Origin of the sequence: Sutcliffiella horikoshii, from assembly GCF_008180725.1 — a bacterium.
In the GTDB taxonomy this organism is placed as follows: Bacteria; Bacillota; Bacilli; order Bacillales; family Bacillaceae_I; genus Sutcliffiella_A; species Sutcliffiella_A horikoshii_B.
Map to the genome: position 1 here is coordinate 40,159 of NZ_VTEV01000003.1, position 14,569 is coordinate 54,727.

Below are 14,569 nucleotides of genomic sequence, written 5' to 3' on the forward strand. Positions count from 1 at the left end.
CAGGTTTTTGTATGAGTATGATAGTAATCTCTATATAAAAATGTATTTCAATAAAACTTTTTAGTATATTTTGGTATTTTGTTTCATAAAAAAGATCCAGACTGGAGTATTTCTCCTTGTCTGGATCCTTCCATTCTTATTTATTTAGAAGCTTCAACGATTCTCTAATAAATGCAGGAATGTCATCTGGTGTTCTACTAGAAACCAACTGATCATGACATACGACCACTTCTTTGTCATGGAAATGAGCACCTGCGTTTTGCAGATCAATTTTAATTGAAGTGTATCCCGTGATATCTCTTCCTTTAAGGGCTTCTGCCGTAATTAGTAATTGAGGACCATGGCAGATAGCAAAAACTGGCTTTTGGTCATCCATGAATGCTTTCGTAAAGGTAACAAAGCGGTCATCCGCCCTTAAAATGTCAGGTGAGAATCCTCCCGGGATGAACAGGGCATCGAAATCCTCAGGAGTTACATCATCTATTCCTGCATCAGTCGTGACCTCCACTCCATCCGTTTTTCCTTTAACCGTTTCTCCCTTGGATTTCTCAATAACTGTCAGCTTGTGACCAGCCTCTTCAAAAGCTTTGGCAGGTTCTGTGTACTCTGAATCTTCAAATTCATTGGTTAGTAGTACTGCGATTTTCTTAATCATTATATAACGACTCCTTTTTGTTAGGATTGCTCTGCTGCAAGTATGGTCCGTTTTGCAATTTATTCAGAGCCACTTAGCTACATTAGATAAAGTACCCGCCAGCAATCAAACTAAACGTTTCCTTGCGCATCCGGTAAGAACTGTTGAAAAATGGAGTCCTTCTGAATGGGATAAATCTCTTTTCCTGCCACATCGTTAATAATAATTTGGTTTCGCATGACTGCCAGACTTAAATTGGTAGCTGCTGTCCCATGAGAATGTTCAAGATTGGTGGACATATACATATGATTCATTCTGTTTTTCTTCCAAACTAAGCGAAACTTCTTGTCTACTTTGAATTCCTTTTCACTTTCCCATTGGATTTCCTCTTTATTATTCCAAATCCACTTAGGGATGTGAGGTTTGTAACCAGTTGCAAGTACCACTTTATCTGCTTGCACCGTAAATTCCTTCTCCTTCTCCCATTGGTGACAGGAGAGGATTAAGGAATTGTTTTCTTCTTTAATGGCATTTACTTCTGTTAAGGGCTGTATGGTAATCTTTTTATCCCGCCCTTCCACTGAACGGTTGTAAAGAAGGTCATAGATATTAATTAATGTTTCTTTGTCCACCCCGTTGCGGACCGTATCCAATCTTTCCAGTGCTTCCTTTCGCTTTTCATAAGGAAGAGAATGAAAGTATTGAACATAGTCTGGCGAGAATACCTCCTGTCCAAGCTTTGCACTCTCTAGTTGAGCAAAGTTGGAAGATCGAGTGTACCATGTTAGAGAGTAGTTATGGTGCTTTTGATCTTCAAGCAGTTCGTAAAAAACCTCAGCAGCACTCTGCCCGGATCCAACTATAATAAAGGATGAGGAACCTTTAATATCATTAGCTGCTTGTAAGTAATCACTTGTATGAACCAGATGTTCACTTTCTTCCATATTGTCTGGAATGAAAGGGACACTACCTGTCCCAACTACAACATGCCTTGCAAGATAGGTTTCGATTTCACTTGTATTTACCTTTTTCACCTCAACCTCATAAACATCCCCGTTAAAAGATACTGCCACTACCTCCGTATGAAATTGGCAGTTTTGAAGTTGCTCTGAGACCCATTTTGCATAAAGGTTATATTCTCTTCTAGGAATATCAAACCTACGATAAAAGAAAAATTGAAATAGCCTGTTCTGGTTATGTACATAATTAAGGAAACTGTAAGGACTTGTCGGATCTGCAAAAGTAACCAAGTCTGCAATAAATGGAACTTGCAAATCGGACTGCTCAATAAGCATACCTGGATGCCAATTGAAACATTCTTCTTTATCAAAAAAGATGGTTGTAAGATCAGGCTGCTTCTCTATTAATGCCGCCAAACCAAGATTAAAAGGGCCTATCCCTATTCCTATTAAGTCATATATTCTGTTCATTGACATCAGACTCCCCCATTTTAACTAGACTGTCTTATTTATACCCTGTATTCAGAAAAATACTTCCTTTACATATTGCCAAAAGAAAAAAGGGACAGAGACTTAGTCTCTGTCCAAAATCCCGTGTACGAAAGGAGAAGGAAGCTGCACACGATATATTTTATGCATAAATCTATGAACTGCTTGGTCATCTATCTCTTATCAAACGCACATTTTTTATTGTGTTGGAAGGTCAATCGTGACAGTTGTCCCGTTTCCTTCCTTGCTTTCAAAACGAATTTCCCCTTGATGTTCTTCAATAATTTTTTTAGTTATTGTTAACCCAAGACCCATTCCTTTATCTTTGGAAGTGAAAAAGGGATTGCCGATACTACTCATATTGGAAGATGAAATTCCAATTCCATCATCTTTGACTTGGATACTCCTTCTACCATCTCCTGTATCCGCCAAACCGCTTATGGTTATGGTTCCTCCGTTAGGCATTGCTTCCATCGCGTTTTTAATTAGATTGATAAATACTTGTTTGAGGTTATTTTTATCCCCTCTTACCATCGTTTCAGATCCTAAGTTTTCAATGGAAAAAGAAATATTATGATTAATAGCTTCATTCTCCACTAAGTTGATCACATATTGGAGAACTTCCAATATTGGAATAAGCGTTAGTTCCTTTGTTTGAGGTTTAGATAGAACAAGCAGCTCCGAGACAATATCATTTATTCTATCGATTTCAGATAGCACCATTTCCACATGCTTTTTGTTTGCATTTCCGGACCTTTGGATTAATTGAATAAACCCCTTGATAGAGGTTAGAGGATTTTTTATTTCATGGGCAATACCTGCAGAAAGTTCACCAACCACCGACAGTTTCTCTTTGGTTACCAACAATTGTTCCGTTTTTTTCAGAGATGATATGTCCCTTCCTATCGTAACAAGTGCTTTTCTCCGGCCATCCGCATGAAACAAAGGCACTTTAATTACATCAAACGTCTTCCGTTCCCCATCTGCAAGGCAGAACGACTCCTCTGCGCGAGAGATCTTGCCTTCCTTCCAGGTCTGCTCGTCTGTTTTCATACAGTATTCAAAAGCTTCCAAAAAATGTGGAGAATAAGCTCCTAATTCTACATCAGTCTTTCCTTTATAATCAACCTTTTCCAGATCATATAGCGCAAGACCATATTCATTGGTTTGCAGCCATCTACCTTCACCATCTTTGAAGCATACAAAGTCAGGCATATTGTTTATTAGAGTTGACAGCTCTTGTTCCTTTTGTTCGAGTTCCTTTAATGCCGCATGCTTTTTCAGCATCAGATATAACAATAGTGTCGTGATGAGTATAAAAAGCCAGCCTTTTAGAAGGCTAATATATTCTGAAATAACGTAATGGTCGTTTTGCTTTAGTACATATATCCAATAATCTGTCAGCCCAATCCATACAATCCCAAAAAAAAGATAGATTAAAGGTATAAACTTCAGCCAATTCCTCTTCATAAAATACCTCTTATATCTTTAAAAATAGTTTCATTTCATTAAAATATTGCCAATATTCCTCTGATACTTTCATTATATCTTTTAAACCGAAATATAGATACAAAGTCCCACTTGGGAAAGTCAGATGAAAAATCATTGAATTATACCTAAAAGTCATTATACACTTTCCTGTACCGTTATTTCTAGTTACTTTCGCAGTATAGTTCTTTTTTCACATGAAATAGTAAAGGTTTAACCTGTTACCAACAGGGTATATATTTGGTAAAACAAAGCTTTACTGGGAGGAATCTATATGGAAGATAGAGATGTAAGAGTTGATAAAAGGGAAACCAAAGAAGATCGCGGTTTAGTCGCATCAACATTCATTAAATATACTGCCTACCTCATTATATTTTTCGGAATTATCTGGTTCATAATCAGTTATTTGCTACCAATGTTCCAATAACCAAACAAAGCCCAAGTCTTGGTAGACTTGGGCTTTGTTATATTTTCATCATTAAAGAATGGTCCCAGAAAACTGAGGCATTTGTAAAGTAATGGATTGAATCTTTTCACCATTGATATCCACTGCCCACAATTTGTAATTCGGTTTCCCCCTCAACCAACTCTGATCCTGAATAAATAAAACCCTGTCTTTGTCACGAAAAAATACCGGTTCTGTAATTAAAGTACGAAAGCTTGTGATAGGCTGTACTTCTTTCCCACTCTCGTTCATGGTATACATTTCATAGATAAATTGTGATTTTTCTCGAGGATTTTCACTTGCAGCAGAAAACGCAATAATGTCACCAGTAGGAGAGAGTTTGCCGCTATAGATAATATTGGTATCAAACTCAAAATCAGGGTTTACATATTTTCTTTCTAACGTTTGAGTATCCATCACAATAAAGGAAGAATGCAGGCCTTTTTCTTCATCTACTCCCCATTCCACATAGCCAAGTTTTGTGCCATCATTTGTGAGCGAGAGACTTCGCTTTTTCAAGCTTTCATCATGAGTGAGTCGCTCCTTCTTGTCACCTGTTATAGAGATGGTATACAAATCAATGTTAGTTGGCCCTTCCTCCATTTCATTGCCTTCTTGATATTTCTTTGCCGCTAAATAGTAGATCGATTGGTCATCTTGTGAAAAAATCGCATCTGTTATAAGCTCATCATCTTGTGAGAGACGGACGAGATCACTACCATCACTATTCATAATGTAAAGTGATCTAGTTAATGTGTTTTCACCTTTTTCTTGGGATAAAAAGAGGATCTTATCCCCTTTAGAAGAATAACGAGGATGCACATGGCTTTCTTCCTGCCTAGGGTAAGTCAGCTGATTGACATTACTGCCATCAACATCTGCTTGATATAACGCTCCATCCCCGCTTTGAAAAAACGGAAAAACGATCGATTGGTCATCGGGAGACAGGGTGACAGTCTCTCCGAATCCGTTATCGATCGGGAGCCATGAGCGGGTAAATCGTTCTGAAAAGAAATATAAAAGGACGGATATGATGATGACAAATCCTATAAGGGAGATAGTGAATAGCTTTAATGTTTGTTTTTTCATCGGTATCGGCCTCTTTCTGATTGATGGAATTAGTTCTTAGTAGTTTACCCTTAATGGAAAATCCTACTTATTTTTTACTATATATTTTTTTAAAAAGCAAAAAGCAACCTAATGATAGATTGCTTCTGTTTATTAGTATTTACTATTAATCATATAACTTTATTTTGTTGTGTTTATGATTTGTTTTAGGATGATTTCTAGAGTGTTCGGTGCGCTGTCTTGGGACATGTTTTTTTGCAATTGATCTTTCTCATGCTTAAGCGCATCTAGTTGGTTTAAAAGTGTTTCTTCTGTAAGGTCCTCTTCGAATAAAACTTTTGCAAACCCTTTTTTCTCAAACGATTGGGCATTTAATATTTGGTCTCCCCTGCTTGCATTCCTAGAAAGAGGAATTAATAGCATTGGCTTTCGTAACGCCAAGAATTCAAAAATCGAATTGGCACCCGCTCTTGAGATAATGAACTCAGATGCTGCTAAAACATCTGGTAATTCTTGATTGATATATTCAAATTGCTTATACCCTTTTATACCTTTTAGGGAATGATCCATGTTTCCTTTTCCGCATAGATGGACAATTTGATATTGCTCTGTTAATTTCGAAAGTACTTGACGTAAAGTTTCATTGATTTTTTTCGCTCCGAGACTTCCTCCCATTATGGTAAGTATCGGTTTTTTCTCATGAAATCCAAGCCATGCTCTTCCTTCTTGAGCTTTGCCTTGGAATAACTCTTCTCTAATAGGAGAGCCAGTAAATAATACTTTATCCGATGGAAAGTGATTCATTGTCTCGTCAAATGTAACAAATACCTTCGTCGCAAACTTGGTTGCAATTTTATTAGCAAGGCCAGGTGTGATGTCTGATTCATGGATAATAACAGGTATCTTCAACATTTTCGCTGCCATCACGACAGGAACTGTTACAAATCCCCCTTTAGAGAATACGACCTTTGGCTTCACTTTGCGTAAGATAATTAAGGCTTCCATGGCCCCTTTAATGATTCTAAGCGGATCGGAAAAGTTCTTCCAGTCAAAATAGCGTCGAAGCTTACCACTTGAGATTCCGTGAAAAGGGATATCCTCTTTTCCGATAATATCCTCTTCCATTCCTTTTCTTGAACCGATATATGTAATATCCCACCCTGCGGCTTTTAATTTATTCATAATTGCGATGTTAGGTGTGACGTGACCAGCTGAGCCGCCGCCTGTAAAAACTATTTTTTTATTCGTCATGGTATCAACATCCTTCATGTCATTCTCTTCTTCTTATTATTAACGAAATATGCGTTAAAGGCAAAGATTTATGCAACAATGACGTTACCACAATTCATCTTTTTCGTAAAACATGCTACGGAACCATATTTGAAGTTCCATAGCCTGTTTTAGACTCATTTTATGTTTCTTGAAGGCAATGTTTCCCTGCATAATTGATATGGAAGTTGCTGTAACGTTTTTGTTACATTTTCTAGTTTTTGTTCTATTCGATGCAACAAGTAAAACGTAATCACAATTGGGAAACCAACTTCGCTTATCCATGTCCACCATTGATCCATGACCTCTACCCCTTTCTGTTTAAATAGGAAAGGCCTACTGTAATAGAGTAGACCTTTCCAAAGTTTGTTAAGCTATTTCAAATTCGATTACGTTACGTTCAACAATTCTAGCACTATCCTTTGAGACGAAGTTTCCACCTTTAGAGGTAAAAACATTTGCGGCAATAATAGTATCCATTGCTCCTTCCATTTCCACCTGTGTTAGACCTGCTCTGGGATCATCAACTGTCACCTTAACCTTCGAGCCTTCTTCATTAAGGAAGATTAATTCTAGTGTAAACATGTACACACCTCCTTTCTTTTATGGATATAGTTGTACAAATTAGCCTAGGAAGTGCAACTCACTACGTCTAACATTAGAAACAGGTGTTGTCTGAAGACCAGAAATTGCTCCTGCTGCTTGTAGTAGTGCTGTCGCCTCAGCATCCACTTTAATATTGTTGTAGTTTTTCGAACGGTACAACAAGTTCCCTTTTTCATCCTCACCTAATTCATACATCAGGCGAAGTTGGACATTTTCCACTGCGTAATCTGCCATGCTCTCACCCCCTTTCACCTTCTATATAAAAAGTTAAAAGGGAAAAGTAGTGAACATATGAAAAAATATTAGTTTTTGGTTGATTTAACACCGCTATTCCTTTCCGCAAACGGCTTCGCTTTCCGCGGGACGGTGCTTGAGCCTCCTCGCTGCGCTGCGGGGTCTCAAGCTACCGTTACTCCCCCGCTGGAGTCTACGCCATTTGCTCCAATCCACAGCTTGAAGATACATGATAAAAGTTAATACGCTTATCCTAAAACTAAAATTCAAGGCTTCTTTAAACCTTAGGTAAACAAAAAAACCTTGTTGATTGGAGTGGAAGGCGTGCAGATGCCCGCGGGAGGAAGGGACAGGTGAGACCCCGGAAGGCGAAGCCTGAGGAGGCTCACGGACCGCCCTTCGGATAAGCGAAGCGCCTGGAACGGAAATCAACCGTTTTATACGCTTCCTAAATCAAAAAAGCCACTCCATTTACAAAGGTAGATGGAATGGCTGAATATGAATTTATGAAACAGATTGCTTTAGTTCTAACTTAGGTTTCTGTCTGGAAAGCTTTTGCAACGCCGATTCGTTATAACCAACAATCAACTTTTTCCCACTAGTAATGATTGGTCTTCTAAGCAGCTTCGGCTCCTCAATGATTAATTCAATTAGTTGGGAAAGAGATAATTCATTCACATCAATTCCAAGTTCCTTAAACGTTTGACTTCTAGTAGCTAGGATTTCATCTATTCCCTCTGTCGTTAATGAAAGGATCTTCATCATCTCTTCTTTGTTTGGCGTTTCCCTAAAGATATGCTTCTCCTGAAACTGAATGTTATTTCCTTTCAACCACTTCTTTGTCTTTCTACATGACGTACAACTTGGGTAACTGTAAAAAATGATTTCATTCATTATGCTTACCTCCCCGTTTTCTTCAATATTTTATGTTATTCACATTGTATACCATTTGTATAACTTTTGTACAGTAAAATGATAACTATTTTATGAACAAATTGCGACAACTTTTTTTCTTGATGAAAAAAGAAGGCTTTCTGTTTAACTTTGCACTATAATGGAAATAGGTATGGTAGAAAAATAGTTGCATAATCATTATGGATCTGGTGAAAAATGTACTTATCTTGTAATCGTCACAAACTAGAAACAAACGCTTATTTACAAGTAAAGTATTGGTACATTATAATAGGAAAGTGACAAGCATAAGGATTAGTGCGTAAGGAGGGGATACATATGGATCGTATGTACCGTGTAATGGGTTTCTGGACTGGGATTTTCGCGGTTATGTTTTATCTTGGCCACATGACTCAAACGTCTTTACTTTTCTTCGGACAAACGGTATTCTTCATTTTATTAAGTTATCTTAAGCTATCTGAACGTATGTACATCTATATTTTCGGAGCATATTTAACAATTTTCTTTGTTGCCTTCTCGTATTGGACAACATTTATGATGGTGCCTGGATCTGGTGGTCATTAAACATACGTAGCTAAACAATAAAAAGCGATTGACTTATGTCATCGCTTTTTATTGTGGATTCAAACCTATTAACTTGTTCCATATATTTGTTCCTTTTTCATGAATAAGCACATGAAAAGAATTGCTCCAGCTGCTATCCATAATAAGTGTTCTAATTGCCCTGTTCTGCTTGCTTTTCTCCGAGAATGGATTTGGATCCTGATTTTCTTGAAGGTAATCAAGTATGCCTGCCGCCACCAGAAATTCTCCTTGCCTCATGGTTCCTGCATGAGCGAAATCCAACTCATTTAAGCACTCTTCTAAAGCATCTAAGTGTATATGGGAGGTTAAATCCATGTCGGTAGGATATTTTAAAGGATCATTTATTAGTTGATGCTGGTAATAACCACGAAGACTCCCCTTTAATAAGTCCTTACTGGATAGTTCACAGAAACGGTATCCATAATCAACTGTTATAATGGTGCCTTTAAGCAACCACTCTCCAAGTATTTTCGTAAAGTCCATCATCGCTAAAGGAATTTCCATCCTCTGCCCTTCAGAAAAACTTAATTTGTTCTTAGTAATATAAGCAAGGATGTCCTCATTAAAAAGAGGAGCGTTTTTCTCCGCTAGTCTACCATCCTCGTTTATGGTTACGAAAACTTCCTTTAAAGATCCATTTGTGTATTCCAAGACATGAACAGGTAATGCATCGAAAAGTTCATTGGAAAACAAAACACCTTCTCTAAGTTGATCGGGGACTTCCTCTAATGAAGTGAAGTATCTCACAGGTGCCGTATGTGGGATTGTGGTTTGCTGCAATTTGATATGATAGGGGCTTGTTTCTACCATCACATAATTCAAGCGATCATAGAGTGGTGCATCAAGGAGCATTACTTCTTCCAATAGATGCTTAGCAAACCTCCCATTTCCGCCGCCTACCTCGATGATGACTGGCGGAATATCGGTTTCATTAAAATACTTTACTATCAGTTTTGCAAATAGTTTCCCGTAAACGTTGTGGACATTACTACTTGTGATAAAATCCCCTCTCGTACCTACCTTATTCTTTGGTTTCATATAATAGCCTTCAGAAGGGTGATAGAGTGCAGCCATCATATATTGGGAATAATCCAGTTTTTGTCCCGGGGCCTCCTCTATTTTTTCTTGCAGAAATGTTGGAATCATTCCTTAGAACCCATTAAGAAATGGGTTGCTATCCATTTCCTTCTCGATGGTTGTAGTCATTCCATGGCCAGATAAAACGGTCGTTTCTTCAGGAAGCGTCAACAGCTTGTTGTGTATGCTTTGTATAAGCTGATCGTGATTGCCACCTGGGAGATCTGTCCTTCCTATACTGCCGGCAAAAAGAGCATCACCTGCAAAAACCACTTTGCTAGGTTCATGATAAAAGCTCACACTGCCTGGTGAGTGGCCTGGCGTAAACATTATGTCTAGTTCGAAATTGGAAATGACTAGTTTTTCTTCGGATTGAATAAGGTGGTCCGCAGGCATAGCAGTTATCGGCCCAAGTTGAAAAAACTGAGAGCCATTTAGACTTGGATCACCAAGCCAATTTTTTTCTTTTTTATGTACATATACTGGTATATCCCAGTGTTTGCGTACTGCATCTACTGCACCAATGTGATCAAAATGTGCATGTGTTAATAATATAGCTAACGGTTTAAGCGCATTCTCTTCCAAGTAGGAATTGAATGCTTGCCCTTCGCTTCCCGGGTCGAAAATGATGCATTCTTTTCTATCATTTATTAATAGGTACGCATTCGTTTGCAGTGGACCTAATGGTAGCTGTTTCCATTTCATTTCTTTCCACACCTTTCCTTGAAGTATCTATCCATCTATTTTACACTAAGAAGTAGAACTTGAGAAACGAAAGGAAATTGCCTATGAAGTCAATGTTCGGTTTGGAAATTCAATGTGCAGAGGATAAACCGCAATACTTTCAGAACCTTCTCTTACAACTTAAACAAATAGCCAGTATTTTTGATTCTGATGATAGCATGCTTATTACCGATTCTGCTATGGAGGCTAAAGTCGTAAAAAACATGTTGATGGACTGGAGTATACTAGAGGAAACGTATTCACTTTCCCTCATAGAAAATCCAATTGCTACAAGTCTTTTCACCGATTATGGTTTTGTTTCAGAAAAAAACAATCATTATTTGTATCAAGATATGATATCCATATTTAGAATTGAAAGCGGTAAACAAGTTAATATTGATATGTTTCTCATTCAGTTGGAGGAATCAATTATTGCTATAGAGGAACAATATAAGAAATCCTATATCATCGATAAAGAAAATAAAGAATTTATGCAGAAAGTGGCTCGAGCATATGACATAGAAGTGTCAATTTTTGACCTCGACAAATAGTGAGAAAACATTTAAAATGTAAATGGAGTGTAGTGTAATGTTCCATTACATACTTATTTTACGGAATTTCTTTCAAATAGAAATGGAAATGATCTCTGAAAGGGGCGTTAACCTTGCCATTAGTTATTATTTTTGGACTTGTAACACTTTTATGCGTATTTGGACTTGTCCGTTCCCTTAAAGAAAAAAACTTCTTAGCAGTTCTTTTCGCATTTGGAACAGTTGCAGTTTTTGGTTGGTTTACGGTAATGACTGTCATTGAACATGGTTACCCGGTAGCACATTAATTTACTAAGACAAGAAAAAGAGTATCCACCCGTTCTGGGAGGGATACTCTTTTTTGTGTGGAGTGAAATATTTAAACCAAAATCTAAATGCTGAATATACTATATTCAAGGATTTAAGGAAATACTATAAATAGAAAATTTGTAGGAGGGTGATATGGTTGGCATTAAGAACATTGTGCGGTAGTTGCAGTGGGACAGGGAGAAGGAAGCTCTTCATACTGCCCTTCTATAAGAAATGTAACAAATGTAAAGGACAAGGCCGCTTAACAAAAAGTTTCTATATTTAATTAGATAGAATGAAAAAATGCCAGCGCATCTCACACTTGAAGTGCCTGGCATTTTTTCATTTATTTTAAGCGTTTAGATTCCACTGCGCGCAGCTTATCTTCCATTTGTACACTTTTGTCCCTGCGATCATCTATCCTAATGTTGGTCGCTACTCGATGAAGGCCTTTTTGGAACGGCGCTTCGTGGATAACTTGTACCACGTGCAATAATGTCGGGAGCTCTCCCTCTATAATGGTGCTCATCGGAGTTAATTTATAGTTGATTTTTCCTTCTTTTTTAAATCCCTCTAATATATCTTGAATATCTGCAACATAGTCACTTACACTTGGCCCATTGGTTCCAATAGGTATAACGGTGACATCAACAATTGCCATTCTTTTTACACCCCTCTTTTAGGATAATTCCACTAGATTTACTATTTCCTTTGTTGAAGGAATTATTAATTGCTCTAATTGATAACCGTATAAACAATAGATGCCGTTTGGAGAACATTTCAATGGTTTGTTCTCCATATCTTTTGCGAGAACCTTTTTCTCTCCACTTGTGGTATCGAATGAAATGAATTGAAAGCCTTCGGTATATCCATCTGCATTCCCAGCACGATTCGATTCAAATGTATAAAACATTTTTGAGTTTTCTACAAAATCATAATAAGGAATAAAGTAATTGGAATATAAAGTGAGTAAGGGCGCTTCATAGGATTGAGTATCTTCCAAGTCAGGATATCGCGAAAACGTATAGGAGGCGATACCTCCATCATCCACTGCCCCAACGCTAAGAAGTAGGTTTTCATAGGAATGAAACATTACGACGCTTTCCTTAAGCTGCTTCTTTTCTTGCGTAGTTACGTTCAATGCATTAAGCGGAGCTTCCAAGGCAGGCATATCTTGGTTCCAATCTATAAAACCTAAATCTTCATCTGAAAGCCATTGTACAAAAGGGTCTGTTACATCTTGTTTTAACATACTTTTGTTTTTAACATCAAGCAAAAAGCTGTCATAAGACCAGTCCTCCTTAAATGAGGAAACAACTAGCTGTTGACCAGAAATGGGATTCCACGAAAAAACAATATCTATGGAGTTATCAAATTGCCATTCTGCAAGTTCTTCTCCTTTATCAGATAGAACCCTTAACTTCCCTTCTGTAGTGGAAACGGCAGATCGAACAAGAAACATTTCATACGTCTTATTCGCTTCTACTGACATTATCAGCTCTTCAGATTTATAAAATACATCTGTTTCACCGGAAACCAGATCAAAGGAATGAACGATAGAACCTGTTCCATCGTTAACAATATATAATATGGTTTCATCATTCAACCATTCTGAAACAGCACTAAATTGATCAAAGGGTATAGAGAGCTTTTTCTCATTATGAAAGTTTAATGGTTTGAAAGGTTTTTGTTTTTCCTGATTTGAGAGAGTAGGTGCGTTACTAACTTCCTTGGGGTGAGAAGGAGATTGACATCCTAACAACATACAAATTATGATACAGACTACCCAAAAATTCTTTTTCATTGCACCCCTCCTTTTTTCCTATCTTAATAACGATTATGAGGCAGGAAAGGTTTCAATACAAGCTAAAAAAAATAATATTCCTACAGTAATAATTTTCATCTCAAAAAAAACGGCAAGCTGGCTGCTTTGCCGTTTAAGTGTATAAGGAAGCTAAGAAAATACCGAGGGTTTTTTGATAAATAGTGTCGTATTGGGACAGTGGAAGGGGATTAATTCCTTTACCTAGTTCCAATGTAAAGCCGGGCTTTTTATATTCCTGAATGAACCAATCTTTAAATCCAGCGTGACTGTCAACATAACGGACGCTTTTATAGGTACTGACCCTCTCAAATTCCTGAGCGATCCTTTCACTTTCCTTAGGTTCCATCCCTTCATATCCCCAGTAGAACTCTTCTCCTTGGGTGTGAACAGCAATCACTTTATTGAAGTCTTCTTTATCGGCCAGGTTTGCCATTGCCACTGCTTCAGGCTCAGTCAATGGCAGGTCACCTGGATAATCTCTAGGAGAAGGAACTTTCTCTTCTTTTCTAACCTTTTCAATTTTCCAGTTGGCAGGGAAATGTTTATTTAAATCTATTCCCCTAATGTTTGCCTTCCAACCTAAATAATCAGGACGATCAAGATTAATACTTTCCACAAGTTCCTTGTATGGTGTTTCAGCTGGAGGGCCATTTAGTACAAGATCTACTCCATCAGGGTTTACCATCGGCACAACGGAAAGCTCTGATTGTTCATAAAGAGGTGTGCAAGAGATTCCTCTTAGTGGGGTAAAGTTTGTTAAACATCTAAGGTAATCATTGAGTAAATTCATAATTACTGCACTAGTAATCCATTCGTTTGCATGAAAACTGCCATTCCAATGTATTTTATTTTTCCCTTTCCCTAATCGAATGTGATGCAGTGGTTTTCCCATCACAGATTGTCCAATAGAAGTGCATTGAATAAATGGATATATGTCCTTTAGCTTTTCAATGTCATTTTTTAATGATTGATAATCGTATCGCTTTTTAGGATTCACTATGTTTTGTGTCATTCTATGTGGGATGTTCAGAACATCTCCAGTTTTTAAACGAGCAAAATCTTTATCTTGATTTAATAACAGCATACAATCTGGTGACAGATTTAGTTTTTGAGCGATTGTATGGATGGTCTCGTATTTTTGAATTCTATGATCTCTAGATACATAACCCGGAATAGCTATTTCTTCATCCATTTTAAGGGGTTCTGAACTAGATGATGTTGCAGGGTTGGAATCGCATATTAAATCCAATGGCACCCCAAATAATTGGCCATAGTACCATAATGAGTCCCCTTTTCTTGCCAAGACCTTCATTCTAAATCACCGCCCACCATTAGCATTTATACTAATCCATATGGTGATAGGGTAAAATTTAGAACGATAAGTAGATGTATAATGAAAAAACACCGAAAAGCAAT

General features: G+C 37.6%; 18 protein-coding genes. 4 read left to right on the top strand and 14 right to left on the bottom strand.

The window, feature by feature from the left end; translation table 11 throughout:
* Window positions 1-136 precede the first annotated feature (136 nt).
* From FZC76_RS07090 to FZC76_RS07100, 3 genes are all read right to left on the bottom strand, one after another.
* Window positions 137-655: a type 1 glutamine amidotransferase domain-containing protein gene (locus FZC76_RS07090; RefSeq protein WP_148987569.1), complete on the bottom strand. Its 519-nt coding sequence runs from the start codon at window positions 653-655 to the stop codon at window positions 137-139.
* Between the two features lie 110 nt (window positions 656-765).
* Window positions 766-2,064 (bottom strand): lysine N(6)-hydroxylase/L-ornithine N(5)-oxygenase family protein, encoded by a 1,299-nt coding sequence (locus tag FZC76_RS07095; protein ID WP_316246595.1) that lies wholly within the window; start codon window positions 2,062-2,064, stop codon window positions 766-768.
* A 216-nt stretch (window positions 2,065-2,280) separates the two neighbouring features.
* On the bottom strand, window positions 2,281-3,552 hold the full coding sequence (locus tag FZC76_RS07100) for an ATP-binding protein (RefSeq protein ID WP_148987571.1): 1,272 nt from the start codon (window positions 3,550-3,552) through the stop codon (window positions 2,281-2,283).
* Window positions 3,553-3,844: 292 nt separating this feature from the next.
* On the opposite strand from FZC76_RS07100, the gene FZC76_RS22935 reads away from it, so the two are divergent.
* Window positions 3,845-3,997 carry a hypothetical protein gene (locus FZC76_RS22935; protein WP_010194621.1) on the top strand — a complete coding sequence of 51 codons (153 nt, stop codon included), beginning with the start codon at window positions 3,845-3,847 and terminating at the stop codon, window positions 3,995-3,997.
* A gap of 51 nt (window positions 3,998-4,048) precedes the next feature.
* Here the strand turns inward: FZC76_RS22935 and FZC76_RS07105 are convergent, their stop codons facing one another.
* From FZC76_RS07105 to FZC76_RS07130, 6 genes are all read right to left on the bottom strand, one after another.
* Window positions 4,049-5,104 carry a TolB-like translocation protein gene (locus FZC76_RS07105; RefSeq protein ID WP_148987572.1) on the bottom strand — a complete coding sequence of 352 codons (1,056 nt, stop codon included), beginning with the start codon at window positions 5,102-5,104 and terminating at the stop codon, window positions 4,049-4,051.
* A gap of 159 nt (window positions 5,105-5,263) precedes the next feature.
* The gene (locus FZC76_RS07110) at window positions 5,264-6,334 is read right to left on the bottom strand and encodes an undecaprenyldiphospho-muramoylpentapeptide beta-N-acetylglucosaminyltransferase (protein WP_148987573.1); all 1,071 of its coding nucleotides are present in this window, start codon (window positions 6,332-6,334) and stop codon (window positions 5,264-5,266) included.
* A gap of 155 nt (window positions 6,335-6,489) precedes the next feature.
* Window positions 6,490-6,654: a YvrJ family protein gene (locus FZC76_RS07115; protein ID WP_148987574.1), complete on the bottom strand. Its 165-nt coding sequence runs from the start codon at window positions 6,652-6,654 to the stop codon at window positions 6,490-6,492.
* 67 nt (window positions 6,655-6,721) lie between these two features.
* Entirely contained in the window at window positions 6,722-6,937 is a 216-nt protein-coding gene (locus FZC76_RS07120; protein ID WP_148987575.1) for a DUF2922 domain-containing protein, read from the bottom strand.
* Window positions 6,938-6,976: 39 nt separating this feature from the next.
* On the bottom strand, window positions 6,977-7,192 hold the full coding sequence (locus FZC76_RS07125; RefSeq protein WP_148987576.1) for a DUF1659 domain-containing protein: 216 nt from the start codon (window positions 7,190-7,192) through the stop codon (window positions 6,977-6,979).
* A gap of 504 nt (window positions 7,193-7,696) precedes the next feature.
* Window positions 7,697-8,086, bottom strand: a complete 390-nt coding sequence (locus tag FZC76_RS07130) for a Spx/MgsR family RNA polymerase-binding regulatory protein (RefSeq protein ID WP_316246596.1) — start codon at window positions 8,084-8,086, stop codon at window positions 7,697-7,699.
* Window positions 8,087-8,422: 336 nt separating this feature from the next.
* Between FZC76_RS07130 and FZC76_RS07135 the strand changes: the two genes are divergently transcribed.
* Window positions 8,423-8,668 (top strand): DUF2626 domain-containing protein, encoded by a 246-nt coding sequence (locus FZC76_RS07135; RefSeq protein ID WP_010194612.1) that lies wholly within the window; start codon window positions 8,423-8,425, stop codon window positions 8,666-8,668.
* A 48-nt stretch (window positions 8,669-8,716) separates the two neighbouring features.
* On the opposite strand, the gene FZC76_RS07140 is transcribed toward FZC76_RS07135, so the two are convergent.
* Both FZC76_RS07140 and FZC76_RS07145 read right to left on the bottom strand, forming a co-directional pair.
* Window positions 8,717-9,835, bottom strand: coding sequence for a class I SAM-dependent methyltransferase (locus FZC76_RS07140; protein ID WP_148987578.1), 1,119 nt, complete (start codon window positions 9,833-9,835; stop codon window positions 8,717-8,719).
* A 3-nt stretch (window positions 9,836-9,838) separates the two neighbouring features.
* Window positions 9,839-10,471 (bottom strand): MBL fold metallo-hydrolase, encoded by a 633-nt coding sequence (locus tag FZC76_RS07145; protein WP_148987579.1) that lies wholly within the window; start codon window positions 10,469-10,471, stop codon window positions 9,839-9,841.
* 83 nt (window positions 10,472-10,554) lie between these two features.
* Between FZC76_RS07145 and FZC76_RS07150 the strand changes: the two genes are divergently transcribed.
* Together FZC76_RS07150 and FZC76_RS07155 are read left to right on the top strand one after the other, a co-directional pair.
* Complete coding sequence (locus FZC76_RS07150) at window positions 10,555-11,040, top strand: hypothetical protein (RefSeq protein WP_148987580.1); 486 nt, start codon at window positions 10,555-10,557, stop codon at window positions 11,038-11,040.
* 113 nt (window positions 11,041-11,153) lie between these two features.
* A complete protein-coding gene (locus FZC76_RS07155; RefSeq protein WP_148987581.1) occupies window positions 11,154-11,327 on the top strand; it encodes a DUF2759 domain-containing protein in 174 nt (57 codons plus the stop codon).
* 347 nt (window positions 11,328-11,674) lie between these two features.
* Here FZC76_RS07155 and FZC76_RS07160 read toward each other — a convergent pair whose 3' ends face one another.
* The 3 genes from FZC76_RS07160 to FZC76_RS07170 form a co-directional block, all read right to left on the bottom strand.
* A complete protein-coding gene (locus FZC76_RS07160; RefSeq protein WP_148987582.1) occupies window positions 11,675-11,989 on the bottom strand; it encodes an MTH1187 family thiamine-binding protein in 315 nt (104 codons plus the stop codon).
* An 18-nt stretch (window positions 11,990-12,007) separates the two neighbouring features.
* Complete coding sequence (locus FZC76_RS07165) at window positions 12,008-13,132, bottom strand: YqgU-like beta propeller domain-containing protein (RefSeq protein ID WP_148987583.1); 1,125 nt, start codon at window positions 13,130-13,132, stop codon at window positions 12,008-12,010.
* 133 nt (window positions 13,133-13,265) lie between these two features.
* Window positions 13,266-14,465: a M14 family metallopeptidase gene (locus FZC76_RS07170; protein WP_148987584.1), complete on the bottom strand. Its 1,200-nt coding sequence runs from the start codon at window positions 14,463-14,465 to the stop codon at window positions 13,266-13,268.
* Window positions 14,466-14,569: the final 104 nt, after the last annotated feature.

What these genes read in the sequence shown, in the direction of transcription:
- FZC76_RS07095 (WP_316246595.1), bottom strand. Translation starts at nt 2,064, where the DNA reads ATGAACAGAATATATGACTTAATAGGAATAGGGATAGGCCCTTTTAAT.
- FZC76_RS07090 (WP_148987569.1), bottom strand. Translation starts at nt 655, where the DNA reads ATGATTAAGAAAATCGCAGTACTACTAACCAATGAATTTGAAGATTCA.
- FZC76_RS07130 (WP_316246596.1), bottom strand. Translation starts at nt 8,086, where the DNA reads ATGAATGAAATCATTTTTTACAGTTACCCAAGTTGTACGTCATGTAGA.
- FZC76_RS07135 (WP_010194612.1), top strand. Translation starts at nt 8,423, where the DNA reads ATGGATCGTATGTACCGTGTAATGGGTTTCTGGACTGGGATTTTCGCG.
- FZC76_RS07110 (WP_148987573.1), bottom strand. Translation starts at nt 6,334, where the DNA reads ATGACGAATAAAAAAATAGTTTTTACAGGCGGCGGCTCAGCTGGTCAC.
- FZC76_RS07160 (WP_148987582.1), bottom strand. Translation starts at nt 11,989, where the DNA reads ATGGCAATTGTTGATGTCACCGTTATACCTATTGGAACCAATGGGCCA.
- FZC76_RS07165 (WP_148987583.1), bottom strand. Translation starts at nt 13,132, where the DNA reads ATGAAAAAGAATTTTTGGGTAGTCTGTATCATAATTTGTATGTTGTTA.
- FZC76_RS07140 (WP_148987578.1), bottom strand. Translation starts at nt 9,835, where the DNA reads ATGATTCCAACATTTCTGCAAGAAAAAATAGAGGAGGCCCCGGGACAA.
- FZC76_RS07120 (WP_148987575.1), bottom strand. Translation starts at nt 6,937, where the DNA reads ATGTTTACACTAGAATTAATCTTCCTTAATGAAGAAGGCTCGAAGGTT.
- FZC76_RS07105 (WP_148987572.1), bottom strand. Translation starts at nt 5,104, where the DNA reads ATGAAAAAACAAACATTAAAGCTATTCACTATCTCCCTTATAGGATTT.
- FZC76_RS07150 (WP_148987580.1), top strand. Translation starts at nt 10,555, where the DNA reads ATGAAGTCAATGTTCGGTTTGGAAATTCAATGTGCAGAGGATAAACCG.
- FZC76_RS07115 (WP_148987574.1), bottom strand. Translation starts at nt 6,654, where the DNA reads ATGGATCAATGGTGGACATGGATAAGCGAAGTTGGTTTCCCAATTGTG.
- FZC76_RS22935 (WP_010194621.1), top strand. Translation starts at nt 3,845, where the DNA reads ATGGAAGATAGAGATGTAAGAGTTGATAAAAGGGAAACCAAAGAAGAT.
- FZC76_RS07145 (WP_148987579.1), bottom strand. Translation starts at nt 10,471, where the DNA reads ATGAAATGGAAACAGCTACCATTAGGTCCACTGCAAACGAATGCGTAC.
- FZC76_RS07125 (WP_148987576.1), bottom strand. Translation starts at nt 7,192, where the DNA reads ATGGCAGATTACGCAGTGGAAAATGTCCAACTTCGCCTGATGTATGAA.
- FZC76_RS07170 (WP_148987584.1), bottom strand. Translation starts at nt 14,465, where the DNA reads ATGAAGGTCTTGGCAAGAAAAGGGGACTCATTATGGTACTATGGCCAA.
- FZC76_RS07100 (WP_148987571.1), bottom strand. Translation starts at nt 3,552, where the DNA reads ATGAAGAGGAATTGGCTGAAGTTTATACCTTTAATCTATCTTTTTTTT.